At 35.8% G+C, this 22,627-nt stretch carries 19 protein-coding genes; 7 read left to right on the top strand and 12 right to left on the bottom strand.

Annotated features, from left to right (window positions below; genetic code table 11):
- Window positions 1–97 precede the first annotated feature (97 nt).
- Both ABD745_RS18625 and ABD745_RS18620 read left to right on the top strand, forming a co-directional pair.
- On the top strand, window positions 98–1,105 hold the full coding sequence (locus tag ABD745_RS18625) for an alpha/beta fold hydrolase (protein WP_344833657.1): 1,008 nt from the start codon (window positions 98–100) through the stop codon (window positions 1,103–1,105).
- A 120-nt stretch (window positions 1,106–1,225) separates the two neighbouring features.
- Complete coding sequence (locus tag ABD745_RS18620) at window positions 1,226–1,657, top strand: organic hydroperoxide resistance protein (protein ID WP_344833654.1); 432 nt, start codon at window positions 1,226–1,228, stop codon at window positions 1,655–1,657.
- Between the two features lie 157 nt (window positions 1,658–1,814).
- On the opposite strand, the gene ABD745_RS18615 is transcribed toward ABD745_RS18620, so the two are convergent.
- A complete protein-coding gene (locus ABD745_RS18615) occupies window positions 1,815–3,872 on the bottom strand; it encodes a T9SS type A sorting domain-containing protein (protein ID WP_344833652.1) in 2,058 nt (685 codons plus the stop codon).
- Window positions 3,873–4,022: 150 nt separating this feature from the next.
- On the opposite strand from ABD745_RS18615, the gene ABD745_RS18610 reads away from it, so the two are divergent.
- Window positions 4,023–4,892 (top strand): helix-turn-helix transcriptional regulator, encoded by an 870-nt coding sequence (locus tag ABD745_RS18610; protein ID WP_344833650.1) that lies wholly within the window; start codon window positions 4,023–4,025, stop codon window positions 4,890–4,892.
- Window positions 4,893–4,988: 96 nt separating this feature from the next.
- On the opposite strand, the gene ABD745_RS18605 is transcribed toward ABD745_RS18610, so the two are convergent.
- Both ABD745_RS18605 and ABD745_RS18600 read right to left on the bottom strand, forming a co-directional pair.
- On the bottom strand, window positions 4,989–5,273 hold the full coding sequence (locus ABD745_RS18605) for a hypothetical protein (protein ID WP_344833648.1): 285 nt from the start codon (window positions 5,271–5,273) through the stop codon (window positions 4,989–4,991).
- Between the two features lie 93 nt (window positions 5,274–5,366).
- Window positions 5,367–6,974 carry a fumarate hydratase gene (locus ABD745_RS18600; RefSeq protein ID WP_344833645.1) on the bottom strand — a complete coding sequence of 536 codons (1,608 nt, stop codon included), beginning with the start codon at window positions 6,972–6,974 and terminating at the stop codon, window positions 5,367–5,369.
- Window positions 6,975–7,286: 312 nt separating this feature from the next.
- Between ABD745_RS18600 and fumC the strand changes: the two genes are divergently transcribed.
- Window positions 7,287–8,681, top strand: coding sequence for a class II fumarate hydratase (gene fumC, locus ABD745_RS18595; protein WP_344833642.1), 1,395 nt, complete (start codon window positions 7,287–7,289; stop codon window positions 8,679–8,681).
- A 94-nt stretch (window positions 8,682–8,775) separates the two neighbouring features.
- On the opposite strand, the gene ABD745_RS18590 is transcribed toward fumC, so the two are convergent.
- The 9 genes from ABD745_RS18590 to ABD745_RS18550 form a co-directional block, all read right to left on the bottom strand.
- Window positions 8,776–9,816: an outer membrane beta-barrel protein gene (locus tag ABD745_RS18590; protein WP_344833639.1), complete on the bottom strand. Its 1,041-nt coding sequence runs from the start codon at window positions 9,814–9,816 to the stop codon at window positions 8,776–8,778.
- Window positions 9,817–9,845: 29 nt separating this feature from the next.
- Window positions 9,846–10,454, bottom strand: a complete 609-nt coding sequence (locus ABD745_RS18585; protein WP_344833637.1) for a hypothetical protein — start codon at window positions 10,452–10,454, stop codon at window positions 9,846–9,848.
- Window positions 10,441–11,001: an RNA polymerase sigma factor gene (locus ABD745_RS18580; protein ID WP_344833635.1), complete on the bottom strand. Its 561-nt coding sequence runs from the start codon at window positions 10,999–11,001 to the stop codon at window positions 10,441–10,443. The genes ABD745_RS18585 and ABD745_RS18580 overlap by 14 nt, the downstream gene beginning before the upstream one ends.
- 157 nt (window positions 11,002–11,158) lie before the next feature.
- Window positions 11,159–11,977, bottom strand: coding sequence for a T9SS-dependent choice-of-anchor J family protein (locus tag ABD745_RS18575; RefSeq protein ID WP_344833633.1), 819 nt, complete (start codon window positions 11,975–11,977; stop codon window positions 11,159–11,161).
- Window positions 11,978–12,130: 153 nt separating this feature from the next.
- A complete protein-coding gene (locus ABD745_RS18570) occupies window positions 12,131–13,351 on the bottom strand; it encodes a cysteine desulfurase (RefSeq protein WP_344833631.1) in 1,221 nt (406 codons plus the stop codon).
- A 155-nt stretch (window positions 13,352–13,506) separates the two neighbouring features.
- Window positions 13,507–14,163, bottom strand: a complete 657-nt coding sequence (locus tag ABD745_RS18565; protein WP_052185945.1) for a 50S ribosomal protein L25/general stress protein Ctc — start codon at window positions 14,161–14,163, stop codon at window positions 13,507–13,509.
- A 55-nt stretch (window positions 14,164–14,218) separates the two neighbouring features.
- A complete protein-coding gene (locus tag ABD745_RS18560) occupies window positions 14,219–15,157 on the bottom strand; it encodes a ribose-phosphate pyrophosphokinase (RefSeq protein ID WP_344833628.1) in 939 nt (312 codons plus the stop codon).
- 85 nt (window positions 15,158–15,242) lie between these two features.
- A complete protein-coding gene (locus tag ABD745_RS18555) occupies window positions 15,243–16,775 on the bottom strand; it encodes a G-D-S-L family lipolytic protein (protein WP_344833625.1) in 1,533 nt (510 codons plus the stop codon).
- A 10-nt stretch (window positions 16,776–16,785) separates the two neighbouring features.
- Complete coding sequence (locus tag ABD745_RS18550) at window positions 16,786–18,021, bottom strand: OmpP1/FadL family transporter (RefSeq protein ID WP_344833623.1); 1,236 nt, start codon at window positions 18,019–18,021, stop codon at window positions 16,786–16,788.
- Window positions 18,022–18,297: 276 nt separating this feature from the next.
- Between ABD745_RS18550 and ABD745_RS18545 the strand changes: the two genes are divergently transcribed.
- The 3 genes from ABD745_RS18545 to ABD745_RS18535 are packed head-to-tail and all read left to right on the top strand — an operon-like array spanning window position 18,298 to window position 22,567.
- Complete coding sequence (locus ABD745_RS18545; protein WP_344833620.1) at window positions 18,298–19,725, top strand: PSP1 domain-containing protein; 1,428 nt, start codon at window positions 18,298–18,300, stop codon at window positions 19,723–19,725.
- Window positions 19,718–20,182, top strand: a complete 465-nt coding sequence (locus ABD745_RS18540; protein WP_344833618.1) for a gliding motility lipoprotein GldH — start codon at window positions 19,718–19,720, stop codon at window positions 20,180–20,182. Before ABD745_RS18545 ends, ABD745_RS18540 begins: the two co-directional genes overlap by 8 nt.
- A gap of 6 nt (window positions 20,183–20,188) precedes the next feature.
- The gene (locus ABD745_RS18535) at window positions 20,189–22,567 is read left to right on the top strand and encodes a transglycosylase domain-containing protein (RefSeq protein ID WP_344833615.1); all 2,379 of its coding nucleotides are present in this window, start codon (window positions 20,189–20,191) and stop codon (window positions 22,565–22,567) included.
- Window positions 22,568–22,627 lie beyond the last annotated feature (60 nt).

The raw sequence follows: 22,627 nt of genomic DNA, 5'->3' as shown, positions 1-22,627 counted from the left end.
ATTCAGGGTTGAGTTTGTCCGGTTGAGCTACTTTATGATGGATTTGAATGAATATGCTTTCTACTTTTGAGCTATCAAATTTAAAAACTCACCTATTATGCTTACCAAATCAAACCAACAACAGATTTCTTTTGCTACAAAATATCTGATCAGCGCAATCCTTATTTTAATTTTCAACATTGGATTAAACGCTCAGGAAACAAAAAGTTCATTGGGAACTTTAAAACAAATCGACGCAGGCGTTCTGAACGTCGGTTATACAGAAGCAGGATCTCCCAATGGAACCGCTGTGATTTTACTGCACGGCTGGCCTTATGATATTCACAGTTATGAAGAAGTTGTTCCGATTCTTACCGCGAAAGGTTACAGAGTGATTACACCTTATTTACGAGGTTTCGGAACCACAAGATTTCTGTCTGATAAAACGATGAGAAACGGACAGCAAACTGCAGTTGCGAGTGATATTATTGCTTTAATGGATGCTTTAAAAATTGACAAAGCGATTGTCGGTGGATTCGATTGGGGCGCAAGAACCGCAGATGTGATGGCTGTACTTTGGCCTGAACGAGTAAAAGGACTGGTTTCCGTGAGCGGTTATTTGATTACAAATCTTGAATTTAATAAGAAACCATTACCTCCGACAGCGGAATTAGGTTGGTGGTATCAATATTATTTTTCAACAGATCGTGGTGAAAAAGGATATAAAGGCAATACATATGAATTCAATAAACTGATCTGGAAAACTGCTTCTCCATTATGGAATTTTGATAAAGCAACTTACGATCAAACAGCACAATCTTTCAATAATCCTGATCATGTTGCGATTGTTATCCATAATTACCGTTGGAGACTGTCTTTGGCGAAAGGAGAAACACAATATGAGGAATTGGAGAAAAAACTATCAACAAAACCTAAAATTAATATTCCTACGATTACAATCAGCAGTGATTTTGATGGCGCTACGATTGATGGCAAAGCTTACGAAAATCAGTTTACAGGAAAGTATTCTCATAAAATTTTAAAAGGAATCGGGCACAATGTTCCACAAGAAGATCCAAAGTCTTTTGCTGATGCAATTGTTGAAGTAGACGGATATTCAAAATAATTTTATCCTTAAAAATGTCAGATTCAGGTTTATAATTGACCAATTCACATGTAAATTTAATCTAAACTAATTTTGACTTATAATTTAAAACCAATTAATAACAATCTAAATTTTTTAACAATGGAAAATAATCAAACTTTACAAGCAGAAAAAGTATTATACACAGGAAAAACTCACACAACAGGCGGTCGCGACGGATTTTCTAAAAGCTCTGATGAAAATCTTAGTGTAAAACTTTCAACACCGGGAGGAAGTGAGCCGGGAACAAATCCGGAACAGCTTTTTGCAGCGGGTTGGTCGGCTTGTTTTATCGGAGCTTTGGGCATTGCAGCGAGAAAAAGAAAAATCAGACTTTCTCGTGAAACAGCGGTAGATGCAGAAGTTGATCTTTGTATGAATGATGATGCTTATTTTTTGCAAGCCCGTTTAAATATAAGTCTTCCGGGAATTGACAGCGAAACGGCTAAATTATTAGCTGAAGAAGCTCACCAAACCTGTCCTTATTCTAAGGCAACGAGAGGAAATATTAATGTAGAAATTAATGTTATCTAATCTTTTTCCAATATCATCATCCCTATATTTTTTATGCAAAAGCGATTACGGCGATGTCCTTTGGACATCGCCGTAATCTATATAATTTAAATGAACTCACTTTTAAAACGAAAGGCTTTTGCAAAACCTTTGTCTATCAATCAAATATGCTTGGAAATTAATTCTTAACCACTTTCTTAGAAATTATCTGTCCGCTTTTTAATTTTAATTCTACAATGTACACTCCGTTCGGAAGACCCTGCATATTAATCTGACTATTAGAGAACTGAACATTTATTTTTTGTCCTACAATATTGGTAACATTTACTGTTTCAATAGATGAATCTGCTTTAACATTTAAAATTCCGTTTGTAGGATTTGGATAGATCCCAATTGTTTTAATCGTAAGATTAACATCAGAAGTTGCCAATCCCGTAAAATCTTTAGTGCATCTTACAGATTCTCCCTGCCCTCTTGGTCCTCCAGAAGCAGGAGTTACAATAGTTGTTCCTACATATAAATATTTTCCTCCTGTACTTGCCGTATCCGAACTCCAGAAATATCCTCTCTGACCAACAAAAGTGAATCCTCCTGATGAACTGCTTCTATATCCTCCTGCCGGTAATTTTAAATAACTTGCATAGGCTGTTGATGGATTGTTGATGGATTCCGCTCCTACCAATGTTACCCATTCTGCTGTTGTCGGAAGTCTCCAGCCTTGTCCGATTGCCTTACATGGATCTACTCCGATTGCCGGAGTGACATTCGCTGATGAAGGGGCATTCCATGCATCACTGGTTGCATTAGTTCCCCACCAGGAAGCTGAAGAAGAACCAATAATGAATGAATTTATTCCTGATAATCCATCAGGTGAATTGGTGGAAGGCGCTGCAATCGTCGTAGAATTTCTCAATTGATGACCATCGTCCCATCTTCCCCACTGGAAAAGATCTCCAAAAGAATTGGCATCATCAAAAGACGCAGCAACCTGAGAACTTCCTAAATTCTGCTGAAGCCACACCTTCCCATCTGCACCTCTTACTGTTGTATAACTAACGGTTTGTCCTCTGTAGCTGAATTTCACACAACCTAAATCACCTGCATTTACTCCCGGATCAGTATTGTTGCAATCCGGAGTAAGAGAAATTCTCTTCACTTTTGTTCCGCCTTGTGAATAAGCTAAAACAAGATAGTTATTGGTTTTATCAACAGCCAAATCGTTGTAAGTTGCCTGTCCGTCAGAAATAAAATTCCCCCCAAAAGCTCCCCATGTTTGAGTTGCTGTATCCAGTTTATAAGCTGTATTTCTTAAAAAATCATCATTTTCCCAACGGCTTGCTACCACATAAGGAGTTCCTGTAGAGGTAACTGCAATGGCAACATGTTGTACTTTTCCACTGGAAAAATCAGCATTTCCTACTTGTACCCAGTTAGCTCCGTCGAATTTCTTTACGTTTAGTTTTTGTCCGTTTGCAGAATTCGAAACATAAGCTACATAAAGATTGTTATTAGCATCAATTGCGATATCAGAATTATATTGCTCACCTGAAGACGCCGCATCTACAATACTTCCACCGACTAATGTCCAGTTATCTGAAGCTGTTGCAGTAGTTGTATTTTCATATACTTTTACTCCGCTTGATACATTACATGTGTATACTTTGTTATTTGTACCAATTACCATTTCTGCAAAAGCTGCACCGCCGGAAAACCCTGTATTTCCAACCTGTTCCCAAGTTCCGTTTACATAACGCTGAACTGTTCCTGAATTATGTGTTGAATAAGTAAATACAATATTTGCAGGAGAAACTGCAGAAGCCTGATAATTAACTGTTGTCGTTGTAGGACTTGGCAATTGCGTCCAGGAAATTCCGTTAAACTGACGAACTTCTAAACCCGTCCCCTGACTTGTATAATATAAATTATCCAAACCATCTGTCGACAAAGAATTGTACAACGCTGTTCCGGTTGTAATCCCCGCGTTTCCGCCAACGTAAGACCAAGAAGTTCCGTTGAACATCTGTACAGAGCCTTTAGCGACAGAAGTATCATAATAAGAAACATAATATTTCCCATTATTTATTACTAGATTATTATAACTGCTTCCACTAGCAGAAACCGTTTGCATACTTCCGACATTTTCCCACTGTTGTGCACTTAAATAATGACCCGCGATGATAAGCAGACCTATTCCTAACCCAATTTTCTTCATTGCTAAATGTAAACTTCCGAACATAACAAATATTATTTTTATTTATTCTAAATTATATTTAATTTTGCGCAAAAATACCTTACATTATTAACCTCAAGTTATCATTTCCGAACTTTTTGTTATCCGATGTCTGGCTTTAGTTTCAAATTGTACCATTGCCATAAGTTGTTCTACATGAAAAAACAAAGTAAAAAAAGATTGCTATTCCAATCCGATGACATACAGATATTAATACAGGAAGACTTGTACTCTGAAAAGTTTTCAAGATCAAATATTATTGAAGCTAAATCAAGCTTTAATCTTTTATTTATGCTAAGTCCAAGCATCCATTTGGAAGCTCAGGATTGTAGCTCTCATTTTTTATTTAAACAAAATCAATATATTCTTCATTATTCTTCTCAGGAAAATGTGGGAGAATTATGGTCTGAAAATCAGGAAGTTTTGAAATATCTTCAAATCCAGATTGATTATAATTATATTTTCAACCTCATCAATCCGGAAGCCAATAATGAAAGCGCCAATATTCTGGAAAGTATGATCAAAAACAATTACATCTTTCTTCACAAGCAAACTCCGCCTTATATGACTGTTGAAATGCATATGATTTTAGAGGAAATTGTAAGCTATTCTAAAAAAGGGGTGATCCAGAAACTATTTGTTGAAGCTAAAATCATTAAACTTTTAATCTTGATTTTTGAACAATTCAATGAAAAAAATACTTTTGAAGAAACGCCGAAAACACCTTCAATGATTAAAAAATTTGTTGATGAAAATTATCACAAGAATATTAAAGTTGAAGAAATCGGAAAGCTGATCGGGATTAATCAGAATAAAATCCGAAAAGAATTTAAAGCTCAGTATCATATCACGGTGAGCGATTATATTTCAGAGCTTAGAATGTTGAAAGCCAAAAAACTGATCATTAATAAAGACATTATGATCAAAGAAATTGCAATAGAATGCGGTTACGAATATGTTCAGAATTTTACCCGAGCTTTCAAGAAAAAATTTGGTGTTTCCCCGGAAAAACTGAGAACACTATAAACGAAAAAACCACCTAATAAATTAAGTGGTTTATATATGTTGTTTTGCTTTGATATTACTTTTTCAGAATTCAGGTGAAAAAGCAATGACAATCAATTAATGATGTCCGTGACTATCGTGTAAAAAAGGACCGTTACCTTTAGGGCTGCTGTAGATTACCTCTACTCCTTCCTGCTCATTCATTTCTTTTCTTCTGATATCTTCAGGATCAAAAGGTTTTATTTTTCCGAAATATTCTTTCAATCCCTCAGTTAACCACAATGGGATAACAAAACCGAAGAACATAAAAATACACCAGAATCCTACCAGGAACATTGTTACGAAGAAAATTGTCCAAAGGAACTGGTAAAACGGCCAAAATGCTGATAAAATCGTTATCATTTCTTAAAGATTTTAGGCAAAAATAGGACTTTTTATTTTGGTACACAAAAGATATACCTCCTATTTTTATTATTTATTTTAATTTTAAACTAATTAATGCGCAAGATTGGCGAAGAAATCGTTTCCTTTATCATCCGTAATGATAAATGCAGGGAAATCTTTTACCTCTATTTTTCTTACCGCTTCCATTCCTAACTCCGGAAAATCTACCACCTCAACCGACAAAATATTATCCTTTGCTAAAATTGCAGCCGGACCTCCGATTGAACCAATGTAGAATCCACCGTATTTATGACATGCGTTGGTAACATCAGCTGTTCTGTTTCCTTTTGCCAGCATCACCATACTTCCGCCGTGGCTTTGGAATTCATCAACATACACATCCATTCTTCCTGCAGTCGTTGGCCCGAAACTTCCTGAAGCCATTCCTTCCGGAGTTTTTGCCGGTCCTGCATAATAAATCGGGTGATTTTTGAAATATTCAGGCATTGGTTTCCCCGAATCTAATAATTCTTTGATCTTTGCGTGAGCAATATCTCTTGCAACGATCAATGTTCCGTTTAATTTTAATCTTGTTTTGATCGGATATTTTGAAAGCTCTGCTAAAATTTCAGGCATTGGTTTATTCAGATCAATTTCAACTGCTTCTTCCAAATGTGGCGGAGTTGCCGGTAAAAATCTTTTCGGATCTTGTTCCAACTGCTCTAGAAAAATACCTTCTTTTGTAATTTTACCTTTAATATTTCTGTCTGCCGAACAGGAAACTCCCATTCCAACAGGGCAAGAAGCAGCATGACGAGGAAGTCTGATTACTCTAACATCGTGTGTTAAATATTTCCCGCCAAACTGAGCTCCGATTGCACTTTCCTGGCAGATTTTCTGAACTTTTGCTTCCCATTCAAGATCTCTGAAAGCCTGCCCCCCTTCATTTCCTTCTGTCGGAAGATTGTCGTAATATTTTGCAGATGCTTTTTTTACTGCAGCCAAATTGGCTTCAGCAGAAGTTCCTCCAATAACCAAAGCTAAGTGATAAGGCGGACAAGCAGCCGTTCCCAAATCTGAAATTCTCTCTTTTACAAATGCTTCAAGAGATTTTTCGTTTAGTAAAGATTTAGTTTTTTGATAAAGGAATGTTTTGTTGGCAGAACCGCCTCCTTTCGTTAAAAATAAAAATTCGTAATAATCTCCTTTTTTAGCATAAATATCAATCTGTGCCGGAAGATTTGAACCAGAATTTTTCTCATCAAACATCGTTAAAGGCACAACCTGAGAATATCTTAAGTTTCTTTTTTGGTAGGTATTGTAGATTCCTTTGCTTAAATATTCACCATCATCAACCCCCGTGTAAACATTTTCGCCTTTTTTACCCATCACGATCGCCGTTCCTGTATCCTGGCAAGAAGGCAAAGCCCCTTCCACAGCAACCGCAGCATTTTGTAATAAATTATAGGCAACGAATCTGTCATTATCTGTAGCTTCAGGATCATCGATAATTCTTTTCAAACTTTCTAAGTGAGACGAACGAAGCATAAAAGAAACATCTGCCATCGCTTCTTCAGCCAATAACTCAAGACCTTTCGGGTCGATGGTTAAAATTTCTCTCTCACCTAATTTTTCAACTTTTACATAATCTGATGTAAGCTTCTTATACACCGTATCATCTTTCTGAATCGGATACGGATCCTGATATCTAAATTCCATTTCAATTTTTTATTGGTGCAAAAATACGGCTTACACAAAAAAGCATGAGTAAAATCAGTGACTTAGATTGATATTTATAATGATTATAAATTGCGAGAGTTTTTATTATTGAGTAATTTTATGGGAACTTATTTTAAACAAAATAGTCACAATTTTTTTTACATCCACCTTGTCATTCCGTAGGAATCTAAACTATGTACGTTAAATTCTTTGCTGAGATTCCTACGGAATGACAAAATGAGTGGATAATTATTACGGTTAAAATTTGTGGTAAAAAATTAAAACTAAACAGAAATAAAAATTTCAATCACAATGAATTACAGAATAGAAAAAGACACTATGGGCGAAGTGCAGGTTCCTGCAGATAAATTTTGGGGTGCACAGACAGAACGTTCCAGAAACAATTTCAAGATTGGTCCGGAAGGTTCGATGCCTCATGAAATTATTGAAGCTTTTGCATTTTTAAAGAAAGCTGCAGCCTTCACTAATACAGATTTAGGTGTTCTTCCAGCTGAAAAAAGAGATATGATCGCGAAAGTTTGCGAAGAAATTTTAGAAGGAAAATTAAACGATCAATTTCCTTTAGTAATCTGGCAGACAGGTTCAGGAACGCAGTCAAACATGAATGTGAATGAAGTTATTTCCAACAAAGCGCATGTAAACAATGGTGGAAATTTAGGTGATAAATCTGAGATTCATGCGAATGATGATGTGAATAAATCTCAATCTTCAAATGACACCTATCCAACGGCAATGCACATTGCAGCTTATAAAAAGGTTGTAGAAACAACGATTCCTGCTGTTGAAAAATTAAGAGATACATTAAAAGAAAAATCAGAAGCTTTTAAAGATATCGTTAAAATCGGAAGAACTCATTTAATGGATGCTACACCATTAACGTTGGGACAGGAATTTTCAGGATATGTTGCTCAGTTGAATTACGGAATTAAAGCATTAAAAAACACGTTACCACACCTTTCTGAGCTTGCTTTGGGAGGAACTGCAGTTGGAACAGGATTAAATACACCTCAAGGTTACGATGTAAAAGTTGCGGAATATATTGCAAAATTCACAAACCTTCCTTTTGTAACGGCAGAAAATAAATTTGAAGCTTTGGCAGCTCATGATGCCATTGTAGAATCACATGGAGCGTTGAAGCAATTAGCCGTTTCACTATATAAAATTGCTCAGGATATCAGATTGTTGGCTTCCGGCCCGCGTTCTGGGATTGGGGAAATTCATATTCCGGAAAATGAGCCGGGTTCTTCCATCATGCCCGGAAAAGTAAATCCTACACAAAATGAAGCTTTGACAATGGTTTGCGCTCAGGTTTTAGGAAACGATACAACAATTTCATTTGCTGGGACTCAGGGAAATTATGAACTGAATGTTTTCAAACCGGTGATGGCTTACAATTTCCTGCAATCCGCTCAGTTAATTGCTGATGCATGTATCTCATTTAATGATCATTGCGCAGTTGGAATTGAACCTAACAATGAAAGAATTAAAGAATTGGTAGACAAATCTTTGATGTTGGTAACAGCTTTGAACACTCATATCGGTTACGAAAATGCAGCAAAAATTGCAAAAACCGCTCACAAGAACGGTACAACTTTGAAAGAAGAAGCTGTCAATCTCGGATTTTTAACCGCTGAACAATTTGATGAATGGGTAAAGCCTGAAGATATGGTGGGAAGCCTGAAATAAGAAATTAGATTTAAAAGTTAAATATTGTACGAAGCGGCGGGAAAAATTTTTCCCGCCGCTTTTTTATCAATTTATCTATGAATGAATTATGTGTTTACCACCAAAGAGCGACACCGAAAACCAATGCTTTATCATTCTCAAACTTGTTGTCTTTAAAAAAATTTCCGAAATCTTTTTTCACAAAAATGCTGAAATCATCGTAAGAAACCGTAAACTGACCTCCATAAATAAAAGGATTTACCTGATAATTTTCTCTTCCTCTATCACTGATTCCGTCTCCTTTTATGATGTTATTGGTTGCCATTTTTACGCCTCCGTAAACATTCGCACCAATCTTAAATCCATTATTATAATCTCTGTACTGAATATCCATTCCTGCATTTTTCACCTTAGAAAAATTGTATTGAAGCCCTAAAGGAACTATAATATAACCCGTTCTAAGCTTACTTTTGCTCAAATTCTTGTCATAATTTGCCAGAAAAACATCTGCATTTATATCTTTCATGAAAAACATATTATTATCAATATTCAACGTTCTCCATGAAAAACCGATTCCGGAAATTAATCCCCACGGACTGGTTCTGCCAAACTGATAATTGAATTTCAACCCAAATTCAAAATTTCCTGCGTATCCTAAATTTTTATCCAGACTGTTATCTGCTTTGTTATTTGTAAGATTCATAATTCCGTATGAAATATAACCTGCAAAGTTTTTAGTGGGTCTGAATTTCTTCAAAAGCTTCTCTTTTAATTCTTCATTGGAAGTCACATCAGAATTAAGAAGTGAATATCTTACCTGTTTTTGAATCACCGTATCAAGATCAAATCCTAATTCTTCGATTCTCTGATCTATTTTTTCCGAAAACCGATCGGCGATGATTGATTTTTGCTTATCAAATTCGGTTTTATCAAGATTTTTTGCCTGAAGAATAAGCAATTCTGCTTCCATTAGTTTCTTTTCTTCCTGGATGATTGCATCAATCTTTTTAGCATACTCATCCACTTTCTCCTTTACTATCGGGCTTACTTCCGTGTCTTCTTTTGGCTGGAGATTCAGTTTATTAAGATTTCTTTGCGAATAAACAGTGCCGGATAAAAGGCATACGAATCCCATCAGGATAATTTTCTTGATCATATTATTAAGTTTTAATTGTTAAAAATGTATTATTTTCCGTTCAGATCGATGGTCGCAACGTTACTTTGTTTTGTCTTTTCAATGACATCTTTATGTTCAACAGAAAAAAGCAGTGTGGAAGGATCTACATATCTTTTCCTTTTTACAGGGCTTTTTGCAGAATCTCCTTGTGCGATGATCTTTTCTGCTGGAATTTGCGGAATATTAGATGCTATTTCAGAAGCATTTTCTTTCATTAAAGGCAATTTTTTCTCTGCGATGATTGGTGAGTTTGTAGTTTCAATTTTTTCCTCAGGAGAAATATTTTCTATTGCTACAGATTCTTTTTGATTTTGTTCGATCAACACAGGAGATTTTGCCGTTGTTGTTTTTATATTTTGCTGAGTTTTCGGATTGTTAGCCTTTGCAATTTTAGGTTTTACAATGTCATTATTTTCTTTATTAAAAACCAAAACAACCCCTAAACTGAATGCTAAAACCAGGCAAGCCGCAACCAAAAACCAATTAATTTTTGTCTTTGAAGACTTATCCCAAGATTGAGTCTCAATTTCAGACCACAAATCTCTCGAAGGAGCAATTTCCCTTTCGCTAATTTGTTTCTTGATCTGATATTCTATCGTATTTTTAGTAGTGTTCATTTCTTAGTGCTTTTTGTTGTTGAAAGTAAATCTTCCTCATCTTTTCTTTTGCCCTGAATAATTGTGTTTTGCTCACAGCCGTTGAGATCTGCAGTGTATCCGCAATTTCCTGATGCGAATAATCTTCAAGTACATATAAGTTAAAAACCATTCTGTACGAGTCCGGAAGCTGATCCAGAAGTTCCTGTGCGTTAAAATCAAAAATCACATCTTCTTCATGAATTTCTTCAAGATAAGACTGGTTGATATCATCCAGATAAAAAACTGTTTTATGACTTTTAATAAAATTCAGGCATTCATTCACCACGATCCTTCTCGCCCAACCCTCAAAACTTCCTTCTCCGCGAAAACTTTCAATACTTTTAAAAATTTTGCAAAACGCTTTGATAAGACAATCTTCCGCCTGGTACAGATCGCTGATATAGCTTCTGCTTACACTCAGAAATTTCTTTACATTCTGATCATAAAAGATTTTCTGTGCAGCCGGATCCTGTTTTTTCAGGCGGCTTAGCAAATCATCTTTTTTATTTCCGAACAAAAGCTTCATAATTATTTGTTTCTACTAGTAAGACAAAGAAAAGTTGAAAAGGTTACACAGTAAATAATTTTTTTTTCAAAAAAACATTAAAAATTGAATTTACATTAAAAAACAAACACTTTATTTAAACGAAAAAGCTCCTGATTTTCAGAAGCTTTTGATTATTTTATTGTTTTATAATTTTTTTCCTGATTGTTTCTTTACCGTTATCGATCAAGATCATATAGGTTCCTTTCGGAAGGTCAGACAAATTATAAGCATCTGATTTTCCTGTGAAAGTTTTCAATAATTTTCCGGACATATCAGTTACAGAAATTTTTGAGTCAGATTTTAAATCAGATTTGATGTAAAGATTGTCTTTTACAGGATTTGGATACACTTCCACCTTATCCTGAAGCGAAATATCAGAAGTCGCCAAAGTTGTACCTGCTGTAATAGCAATATCATCAACCACTGCTGTATATGAATAATCTCCCATATCGTCATAGACAAATCTCAGCTGGAAATTGGCATTCGCATACGGTGTTAAATCAATATTTGTAGCATTTGCATAAGTAGTAAGTATGTAGTTAAGTGTACTCAAATCGATGGTAAAAACTCCTGCATCTCCTGAAAAAGCGAACACCTGAACCCAAGAAGTTCCGTTAAAAACCTCAACTTTCAAGGTTGAATTAAGCTCATAGATGATATTGGCATATTTAAAAGACAATTTAGGATTAGAAGCTGCCGAAAGGTTGATCACAGGCGAAATAAGTCTTGCATTGTGATTTACACTTCCTGGTCCTGCATTGTCATCGTCAAAAAAAGCCGCTGAACTTGGAAATAAAGCAACTCCGTTTTGAGTTCCCACACCCCAGTTGTAAACAGTATCTGGGTTATTTGTCGTCCATCCGGAAGGTAAAGATCCTCCGTTAAAGTTTTCTGAAAATATTTGCGCATTGCTAAAAGCACAAACCAACAAAAAAGGAATTAATAATTGTTTCATAGTAAAGTTTTTAGTGGTAGTGTAAAATTAGTTATTAATTATTTAACATAATTTGATTATGGTTGAAAAGATTAATATTTAAACTTATTTATAAAACTAAAAAGACCCCTAATTTTTAGGAGTCTCTTATTATAATTTGTATTTAAAACTAGTTTAGCTTAGCATTTTTTGTGCTTTTTTGACACCTTCTACCAATACATCAATCTCGTTGAAAGTATTATAAACAGCAAAACTTGCTCTCACAGTTCCTGCGATATTAAAAAAATCCATGATAGGCTGTGTACAATGATGCCCTGTCCTTACTGCAACTCCCAATTTATCGAGAATCATTCCTACATCAGAAGCGATCCCTACACCTTCTAAGTTGAAGGAAACAACTCCCGTTCTGTCTGCCTTTTCACCGTAAATTTTTATTCCTTCAAGTTCTAAAAGCTGTCTTTGAGCATATTCCAGCAAAGCATTTTCATGATTCTGAATATTTTCGTGCCCTACTTTCTGGATAAAGTCTACTGCTGCTCCCAATGCAATATTTCCGCCAACATTCGGAGTTCCTGCTTCAAATTTAAAAGGAAGACCTGCATACGTTGTTCCGTCAAAAGAACAAGTTGCAATCATCTCTCCTCCACCATGAAATGGCGGTAAATCTTCAAGAATTTCCTGTTTGCCGTATAAAATACCTGTTCCCATCGGAGCATACATTTTATGTCCCGAGAAAACGAAGAAATCACAATCCATTTTCTGAACGTCGATGGTAAAGTGCGGAGCAGATTGTGCACCGTCGATTACAATATAAGCATCCGAATTTTGTCTTGTTTTGGCAATAATTTCTTCGATCGGATTTACAATTCCTAAAGCATTGGAAACCTGATTAACAGAAACAACCTTTGTTTTCTCACTTAAGAATTCATCCAGATAATCAAGCTGAAGAATTCCGTTTTCATCCATTGGAATTACTCTTAATTTTGCTCCGGTTCTGTCACAAAGCAATTGCCAAGGAACAATATTCGAGTGATGCTCCAGATAAGAAATGATAATTTCATCGTCTTTTTTTAATTTTTGAGTTAAAATATAAGAGATGAGATTCAATCCTTCTGTAGTTCCTTTCGTGAAAATTATTTCAAAATCATGTTTAGCATTAATGAATTTCTGGATTTTTCTTCTCGAAAGCTCCATTTCTTCTGTAGCCAACTGACTTAATGTATGAATTCCTCTATGTACGTTTGCGTTAAGCTCTGTATAATATTTATTCCAAACTTCTAAAACTGAATTTGGTTTTTGAGATGTCGCCGCATTATCTAAGTAAACCAAGGGTTTACCGTTCACCTGCCTGTCTAATATAGAAAACTGACTTCTGATTTCCTGAATGTCAAACATTTATTAAAATTTTAAATTAAAAGTTCTTATTTAGAACACTTCAAATTTACGGCTTTTTTCCGAAAGGATATGATAAGAAAGTAATTATAGATGTAATCTAAAAAACAAAAACCTGCCAAAATTGACAGGTTTTATGTATTTTAAATAAAGAATTCTTATTCTTCAAAAGATTTTTCTTCAGTTGTCGGAACAAGTGGAGATTGATCTTTTACTTCTTCTGCTGCTTCTTCATCCTCATCATCTTCAATTACCGCTCCTCCTTTCATTGCATTTCTAGACATCTTAACAGCTACAACAACTGCATTGTCTGGATGAACGAAAGAATATCCTTCAGCTTTAATACCACCTACATAAAGTTTGTTACCAATCTTAAGAGAAGTAATATCAACAACTACCTCATCAGGTAAGTTTGCAGGAATAGCTTTTACTTTCAATTTTCTGAAAGACTGACGTAAAACACCACCAGCTACAACACCTTTAGAACGACCAGTGATTCTTACAGGAACCTCCATAATAACCGGCTTATCGTCAGCTAATTGATAGAAGTCTGCGTGAAGAATTTTGTCTGTAATCGGGTGGAACTGAATATCCTGAAGAACAGCAGGAATTACCTGTCCGTCAACTTCAATAGATACCGTGTGTGCTTCAGGAGTATATACCAAACCTTTGAATGCTTTCTCTTCTGCAGAGAAGTTCAATGGCTCACCACCTCCGTAAACAACACAAGGAACTAATTCAGCATCACGTAAAGCTTTTGTAGACTTTTTGCCCACGCTTTCTCTTTTTGTACCTTGAATTGTAATAGATTTCATTTATAAAAATTTAAAAAATTGTTTTATTTTTGATTTGCAAACCACTAAAAATCAATTAAATAATAAATTTACTGCTAATTGATTGATGCTCATGAACCATCTTCATAACGTCTGCAAATAATGGGGCGCAAGATAGCACTTTTATTTTAGACGACAAATTATTTTTCACAGGAATTGAGTCGGTTACAATAACTTCCAATAATTTTGACTTCTCAATATTATCGTAAGCCTTCCCAGAAAGCACACCATGAGTTGCCATGGCTCTTACAGATTTTGCTCCTTTTTCTATTAAGATGTCTGCCGCTTTACAAAGTGTCCCTGCTGTGTCGATCATGTCATCGATAAGAATAACATTCTTTCCTACTACATCTCCGATAAGGAACATTTCTTCTACAACGTTTGCTTTTTTTCTCTCTTTATAAGCAATAACTACATCTGCACCAAGATGACCTGCATAGTTTTTAGCTCTTTTAGCGCCTCCCATATCCGGAGAAGCAATAGTAAGATTCTCTAAATTCAGATCTCTTATATAATCTACAAAAATTGTAGAAGCATATAGATGGTCTACCGGAATTTCAAAGAATCCCTGGATTTGATCCGCGTGAAGATCCATTGTCATAATTCTTGTTGCTCCTGCAGCAGTCAAAAGATTGGCAACCAATTTTGCACCGATTGGCGCTCTTGGCTTGTCTTTTCTGTCTTGTCTTGCAAGTCCGAAATAAGGAAGTACAACGGTGATGCTTTTTGCAGATGCTCTTTTCGCTGCATCAATCATTAGAAGAAGCTCTAATAAATTGTCTGCAGGGGGAAATGTAGATCCGATTAAGAAAACTCTTCCTCCTCTTACAGATTCATCAAGAACCGGCTCGAATTCGCCATCGCTGAACTCCTGAAAGTTGATTTTCCCTAATTCCTTCCCATAATGCTGGGCAATTTTTTCTGCCAAGTCCTTACTCGTCCTTGTACTAAATAGATAACTTAACTGATCGGCCATTTTTACTTTTTAAAAGATTTTGCAAATTTAAAAAAAAACCACAAGAATTAGTCTTGTGGTTTTTAAGTTTTTATTTATATAAATATTACGGGAATTTTATTCCTGAATAATTATTAGGATCTACTTGTGGAAGTGTAGATCTGTATTTTTTATTAATTGCTTTAATAAACTCATTGGCAACGATAGCATATCCTCTACCTGTAAGATGGACTCCATCTAAAGAGAAAGTACCACCAGTAACAAATTTTGCAGTATACTTCACTCCGTCCCAAGAAATTCCTGATTGAGAATTAAGATCAATCATTTTATTGTTTGCATCTACAAATGCCAATCCGTAAGAATCTGCTAATCCTCTGATTGCCGTGTTATAAGCATCAACAGCTGTTTTTACTGCCGCAGCTTCTGTTTTTGATAAAACATGCTGATTCTCCAATGGATAAGAAATTCCGTACACATTAACCGGTGAAGGAGCTCCTGTCACAGTAGTTCCAATGACAGATCTTGAAGTAAGAAGAATATAGTCTTCTACTGTTGTCTGTCTTGCCTGTCCGAAAATCTGTCCGAAAGCTGTTGCAGTAGGAAGCCCTAATGAAGGTGTAAGAGCAGCAGTAAGTTGTGCAGATAAGTTTGGTAAAGAAGTATCTTTTATTAAAACAGGGTTTGAAGATGTAGAAGAAAGTAAATTAATTCTGTCTCCAGCTCCGAAAGCTGTTAAAGCTTGTTTTAACGGCCCATACAAATTGGTATTTAATGTAGTTATATTTGCTCCTAACGCAGCAGGAGTTAATGGATTGTAAGGCACCGTTGTAAAAAACGGAATAGATGTCACGTAAGGAATATTCGCAATAACTCCTTTTGTAGCACCTCCGGCTTTTAATTTATCAAGACCCAGTTTAATTGCACCCGCAACAACATTAGGATCAGATATATCATTTGCTCCATATGTTGCAGCATTTGTATTTCCTGTTTGATTTACACCTGCTCCACCACTTGTAGCATAACTTAAAACATCATTATTCCCGATCCAGTAAGAAAAGAATGTAGGGCTTTTTGCTACCACATCATCTATAACAGATGAAGTATTACTTGATGAAAATCTCGCATAATAAGGATTTGCCGTTCCTAATAAAATCCCAGAAGGGTTTCCATAATTTGCAGCTACTAAATGGTATGATTTTGCACCCGGAACTCCAAAATTATTCAAAGGTCCTGTAATTTTAGTTAAAACATTTGTAGTAGGAGTTCCCGCAACATTTGTAATATCCGGAGAACCGTTTGTAAATGATTTAATATAAAGTTTTGTTGCCTGAATAGTAGTTCCCAATAACACTAACCCTCCATTATTATCTGCCATTAAAGGCTGTACGAAGTTTCCTCCCCCCGCAAGTTTCATTTGTCCTGCAATAATGTTTGGATAAGATTCATTCTGCCCGTCAATATACAAAGCGTTATCCCTATATCCCGACGTTAAAGAATTTCCTATAGAAACATAGTTTTGAAAATTTGCTTCTCCGGAAGTTACCGCAATATCCTGTACATCTTTATCAAAATCATCCTCGCAACTCGTCGTAAAAAGAAGTGCGGAAATAGCGAATGTAGAAATTATAATTTTTTTCATAGTCTTTCAATTAAAAAGGGTTATAAGATAAACCTAAACCTAGATAGAACGCTGTAGCTTTAGCCTGTCCATAAAAGCCAAGAGCTTTATTACTCACATTTCTTGCTTGTGGCATTGCATAGCCTCCGGCAATGTCAACTCCGAATTGTTTTAACTTAAATCCAACCCCGCCTGTTACAACATAAGTATTGAATGAAGGAGTTTCTGCAATAAAATTGTCATCAGAATAAGGAGATTCATCATAATATGCACCAAGACGTCCGTAGATCATATTAGTAAATGCATACTGAGTTCCTAATCTTACAGTCTTAGAATTTCTAAAGTTTTTAGGAGAAACAGAAACCGTAGGATCTGCCTGATTTCCAACAGGAGCAGTTGCAAAATCCAAAGTCAATTTGCCGTATCTAGACCATCCGTGATAGTTGAAGTCACCAGAAATCAACCATTTTGGAGTAATCTTATATGTTAAACCTATAGTATATTCTTCTACCAAAGGTAAAGTCGCTGAAAAACTGTCTGTTCCCGTTGACGCATCTAAACCTAATAACGGATAAATAGAAGCCGATGGGAATTTGAATGTAGCTGTTCCATCTTTAGCTTTCATATCAACCGGTGAACGGTAAGCAATACTTACATCCAGCTTCGGATCAGGTCTCATATAGAATCCAAATCCATAACCGTGTCCGCTTGCTTTGCTATCAAGATTAAGCTGCCCTCCGAATTGAGTAACGGCTTTATCCCAATTTACGTTTCCTCGTGCATAGATATAGCTTGCCCCGAAAGCCAACCAATCATTAAATTTATATGAAACCATCGGCTGGAAGTAGAAACTTTTCAGCTCAAGTTTTTGAACCATCTCTTTTCCTTCCCAATCATTCGGCCATTCAATAGTACTACCAAAAGGAGTTGTAAAACTGAAACCTACTGATAATTTTTCAGTTGCCCTGTAAGCAATTGCCGCATAAATAGGCGTTCCCATCGGGTTATCAGTTTCTGTACTTTTCAATGTGTTCAGATTCTGAAAAGTAACTTTATTACTTGCTCCAAATCCTCCTGCAACAATACTCAGCTTCGAAGGAATGAATGACATACCCGCAGGATTAAAGAATGCCACACTTGCATCCTCAGCATGCGCACTGGTATGTGCCATTGCCAATTGCTTTACCCCTTGCAGAGAAACCCTGAAGCCTCCAGCGTAAGATAAAACACCTGCCAATAATGCAGTTGATACTAATATTTTTTTCATAGACCATTATTATATAACCCAAATATAAAATTATTTTAGTTATACCTGTTAATAAATCATAAAATTTTAAACAATATAAACAAAGAAAATTATGTTTAAAATAACACTTTCACAAAAAAGAGACTTAAACAGATAGCTATTAAGGTATTAATAGAATTTCAGCTAACAATCTTATTACTTGTTTGATATTAAACAATGATGTTTCGGAATATTTGATTATTTTAGAATTGCATAAAGATAAAAAATTATAAATTTGCAAGATTAAATATATAATATATGAGTTGTGGATGTAAAACATCCGGCGATTCTGCACATTCTTGCGGACCCAAGAAAACCGCGAATGGCTGTGAAAATGTAAATACCTGTGGTAATAGTTATAAATTAAGTGTTTTTGACTGGCTTTCTAACATCAACAATCCCTCACCAAACAGGTGTGATTTTGTGGAAGTTAGATTTAAAAATGACAGAAAATCGTTTTTTAAAAATGTAAATAATATCCCGTTACATATAGGTAGTGTAGTAACAGTAGAATCAAGTCCCGGACATGATGTAGGTGTGGTAAGTCTCACCGGCGAACTAGTGAAAATTCAGATGAAGAAGAAAAAATCTTCTGAAGAAGCAGCACTTAAAATATACAGACAGGCCAACCAAAAAGATCTTGAAGTTTGGCAGGAAGTAAGAAAAAAAGAAGAGAATGTAAAAATAGAAGCACGAAAAATAGCTCACAGATTAGGTCTTGAAATGAAGATCACAGATGTTGAGTATCAAGGTGATGCTTCAAAAGTTACGTTTTATTATACTGCTGATAGTCGTGTAGATTTCAGAATGTTGATTAAAGAATATGCCGGAGCTTTCAGAACGAAAATCGACATGAAGCAGATCGGTTTCCGACAGGAAGCTGCAAAAGTAGGAGGAATCGGATCTTGTGGAAGAGAACTTTGCTGTTCTACCTGGTTAACGGATTTTAGATCTGTTAACACCAATGTTGCCAGATATCAGCAATTGAGTATCAATCCTCAAAAATTAGCCGGACAATGCGGTAAGCTTAAATGTTGTCTTAATTACGAATTAGACAGTTATCTTGATGCATTAAGTAATTTCCCATCTTCTTCAACCATGTTGGATACGGAAAAAGGAAGAGCTTTTTGTATCAAAATCGACGTTTTCAAAAAGAAAATGTGGTTTGCTTATGTAGACAGTTCTATGGCTTGGTATGATTTTGATATTGATTTGGTTAAAAAATTAATAGCAAAAAACAAAAAAGGCGAAAGAGTTCCGCCTCTTGAAGACCTGAAACAACCTGAAGCACCGTTACAGACGATTGATCTTATTCAGGAGAACAGTGTTGACCGATTCGAGAAGAAAAACAGGAGCAATAATAACAGGCATAAAAGCTCGAACAGACCTAATAACAGCAATCAGAACAGTCAAAACCAAGGTCAAAATCAAGGTTCGAAAAGACCCAACAACAGACCGGAAAGACAAGATCGTCCTGAGAGAACCGAAAGACCGGAAAAGCAGGAAAGACAACAAAATCCTAATGCGAATTCTAACAACCAGCCAAGACAGCAAAAGCCTCAACAGCCAAAAGCTCAATTGGAAAAAGCTGATGTTGTATCAGGTTCTGATGTTGAGAAAAAACCAGCCCCGAATAAGAAAAAATTTAAAAAGAAATTTCCTCCAAAAAAAGACAACAATGCATAAAATTTTAGGATTATTGACTCTTATCCTTTTCTTTAGCTGTAATTCTTCCTCAGAAGAAGAAGTTACAATGAATTCCGTTGATAATAAATGGAATAAGAAAAGTGAACAAAAATTTAATCTTGAAATTTCAGATCCGCAAAATCCTAAAAATATTATATTTGTTGTAAGAAATAACAACGATTATCCTTACAGCAATGTTAGGTTTATTGTCAATTTCACCAACCTCCAAAGCAAGAAAAAAGAAACCGATACCTTGAACTATGTATTGGCAAAACCAAACGGAGAATGGCTTGGTACAGGATTTGGTGACACGAAGGAAACTTTATTTCAGTACAAAATGAACTATCAGTTTCCGGCTAAAGGGAAATATGAAATTGGCGTTACTCAAGCCATGAGAAATGATATCCTTCCGGGAATTGAAGACATTGGAGTAAAAATAGAAACGGCTAAACCGTAATCATAAATGGAAGTAAACAAACAAAACACAGGAAATAAAGGGAAAACCTTCCCGCTTCCTCCCAAAAAGAAAAATACCGCTTGGAAAAGATGGGTTAAATTTATCTGGATCGGATTCTTTGCTTTAGTTTTAGGAATTTCAGGAGTTTTCTTCGCTGTTTCCCAAGGTTTTCTTGGAGAAATGCCCGATGTAAAAGAACTTGAAAATCCGGATATTTATGTTGCTTCAGAAATCTATTCTTCAGATGGTGTTCTATTAGGCAAGTTTGAGAAAGAAAAAACTCAGCCTATTATCTATAAAGACCTTCCTCCTTATTTAATTTATGCTTTACAGGCAAAAGAGGATGAACGCTTCAAAGAACACTCGGGAATTGATTTACAATCTGTTGCCAGAGCCGTGGTTTTTGGTGGCGGAAGAGGTGGTGGTTCTACAATTACCCAACAGTTAGCAAAATTACTTTTTACGGGAAAAAGAGCAGATAATAAAGTCAAAGCAGTTTTTCAAAAGCTGAAAGAATGGGTTGTTGCCGTAAGTCTTGAAAAAAGATATACAAAAGAAGAAATCGTTACTTTATATTTCAACAAGTTTGACTTTTTATATAATGCAAACGGAATTGAAATGGCATCAAAAATCTATTTCAATAAAAAAACGTCCGAGCTTACATTACCGGAAGCTGCGATGTTTGTTGCAATGCTGGAAAACCCCGTGAAAAACAATCCGATGAGAAACCCCGAAAGAGCAAAAACCAGAAGGGATGTCGTATTGGATCAAATGTTAAAAACAGGCTATATCGATCAGGCAACTTTTGATAAAGCAACCGGTACTCCGGTTACTTTAGATTATCATCCTATTAAAAGCATTAATGATGATTATTCGGCTTATTATAAGTTTTACTTAAAAAAGGAAATCGATCAGTATCTTACAGAATACGAGAAAGAGAATGGTAAAAAATTAAACCTTTATAAAGACGGATTAAAAATATATGTAACTCTTGATTCTAAAATGCAGAAATATGCAGAAGAATCAATCAGAGAACATTTAACAGACCTGCAGAAAAGATTTGATGCAGAGCAGAGAGGAAGAAAAAACTGGCCTTTCTATTATCTGAACGACAAGCAAATCAATGGAGTTATGCTTCAGGCAATGAAGAGAACCGGACGTTACAAACAGTTGAAAGCCGCAGGAGTTTCTGAAGATTCTATTATGCTTGAATTCAAGAAACCAATTAAAACATCCCGTTTCACATGGGCTGGAGAGGAAGAAGTGGAAATGTCTCCATGGGATTCTATCAGATGGCACAAAAAAGTTGCTCAGGCAGGATTAATGTCAGTTACACCGGGATCAGGAGAGATCAAAGCCTGGGTTGGAGGTATCGATTGGCAACATTTCCAGTATGACCACATTAAGCAGGGTAAAAGACAGGTTGGTTCAACATTCAAACCTTTTGTATATGCAACTGCCATTATGAAACTGGGAATGACTCCTTGTTCTGTGGTTTCAAATGCTAGCTTTAATAAAGGAACTTATCACGTTCCGGGAAGAGGCGGAATGCTTACCTTAAAAGATGCTTTGGCGCATTCACAAAACCCTGTGGCTTTACGTCTTGCAGAAATGACAGGAACACAAAGTGTAATACAAACAGCAAGAGATCTTGGGGTAACCGAAGATATTTCCACAAGTTTACCAATGGCTTTAGGTTCTTCAGACATCACCATCTACGAAATGGTAGGAGCTTACAGTACTTTTGCCAACTATGGTAACTACAACAAACCGGAAATGATCTGGAGAATTGAAGATGCAAACGGAAGAGTAATAAAAGAAGTAAGCGTAAATCCAAAAGAAGTAATGAACCCGTTATACGCTTACACCATGATTGAATTAATGAAAGGTGTTGCACAATTCGGTACAGCTTCAGGAGAATTAGGAAGAAAAGGAATTTCAAAAGATATAGAAATTGCAGGAAAAACCGGTACTACTCAGAATAACTCTGATGGTTGGTTTATGGGGATCGTACCAAAACTGGCAACTGGAGCCTGGGTTGGATGGGAAGACAGAGCAACTCACTTCTTAGGAACCGGTGAAGGTCAGGGTGCGAAAATGGCACTTCCGATTTGGGCGATCTTCATGAAAAAAGTCTGGGCTGATAAAAGTTTAGGAATTTCACCTGATGATAAGTTTGTAAAACCTTCCGAATGGAAAGACGGATGCTCTAACCTGAAAGGATTAGGCTCAGGTTATGGAGATGACGGCGGATTACAAACAATCGACGAGATTAAAAATCCAAAACCAGCAGAACCGAACGGACCGAAAAATCCAGGTAAAAAAGAGGAAAATGTGAATGAAAACCTAAACACCGGAGAGGATATAGATTTCAATAATAAATAATTTCTCTTTTAGAAATACATAAGACCTTTCAATCATTTGGAAGGTCTTTTCTTTTATAAT

The organism is Chryseobacterium ginsenosidimutans (assembly GCF_039536845.1).
In the GTDB taxonomy this organism is placed as follows: Bacteria; Bacteroidota; Bacteroidia; order Flavobacteriales; family Weeksellaceae; genus Chryseobacterium; species Chryseobacterium ginsenosidimutans_B.
The sequence above is the reverse complement of the archived record's forward strand: the minus strand, read 5'-3'. Positions and strand labels throughout refer to the sequence as shown.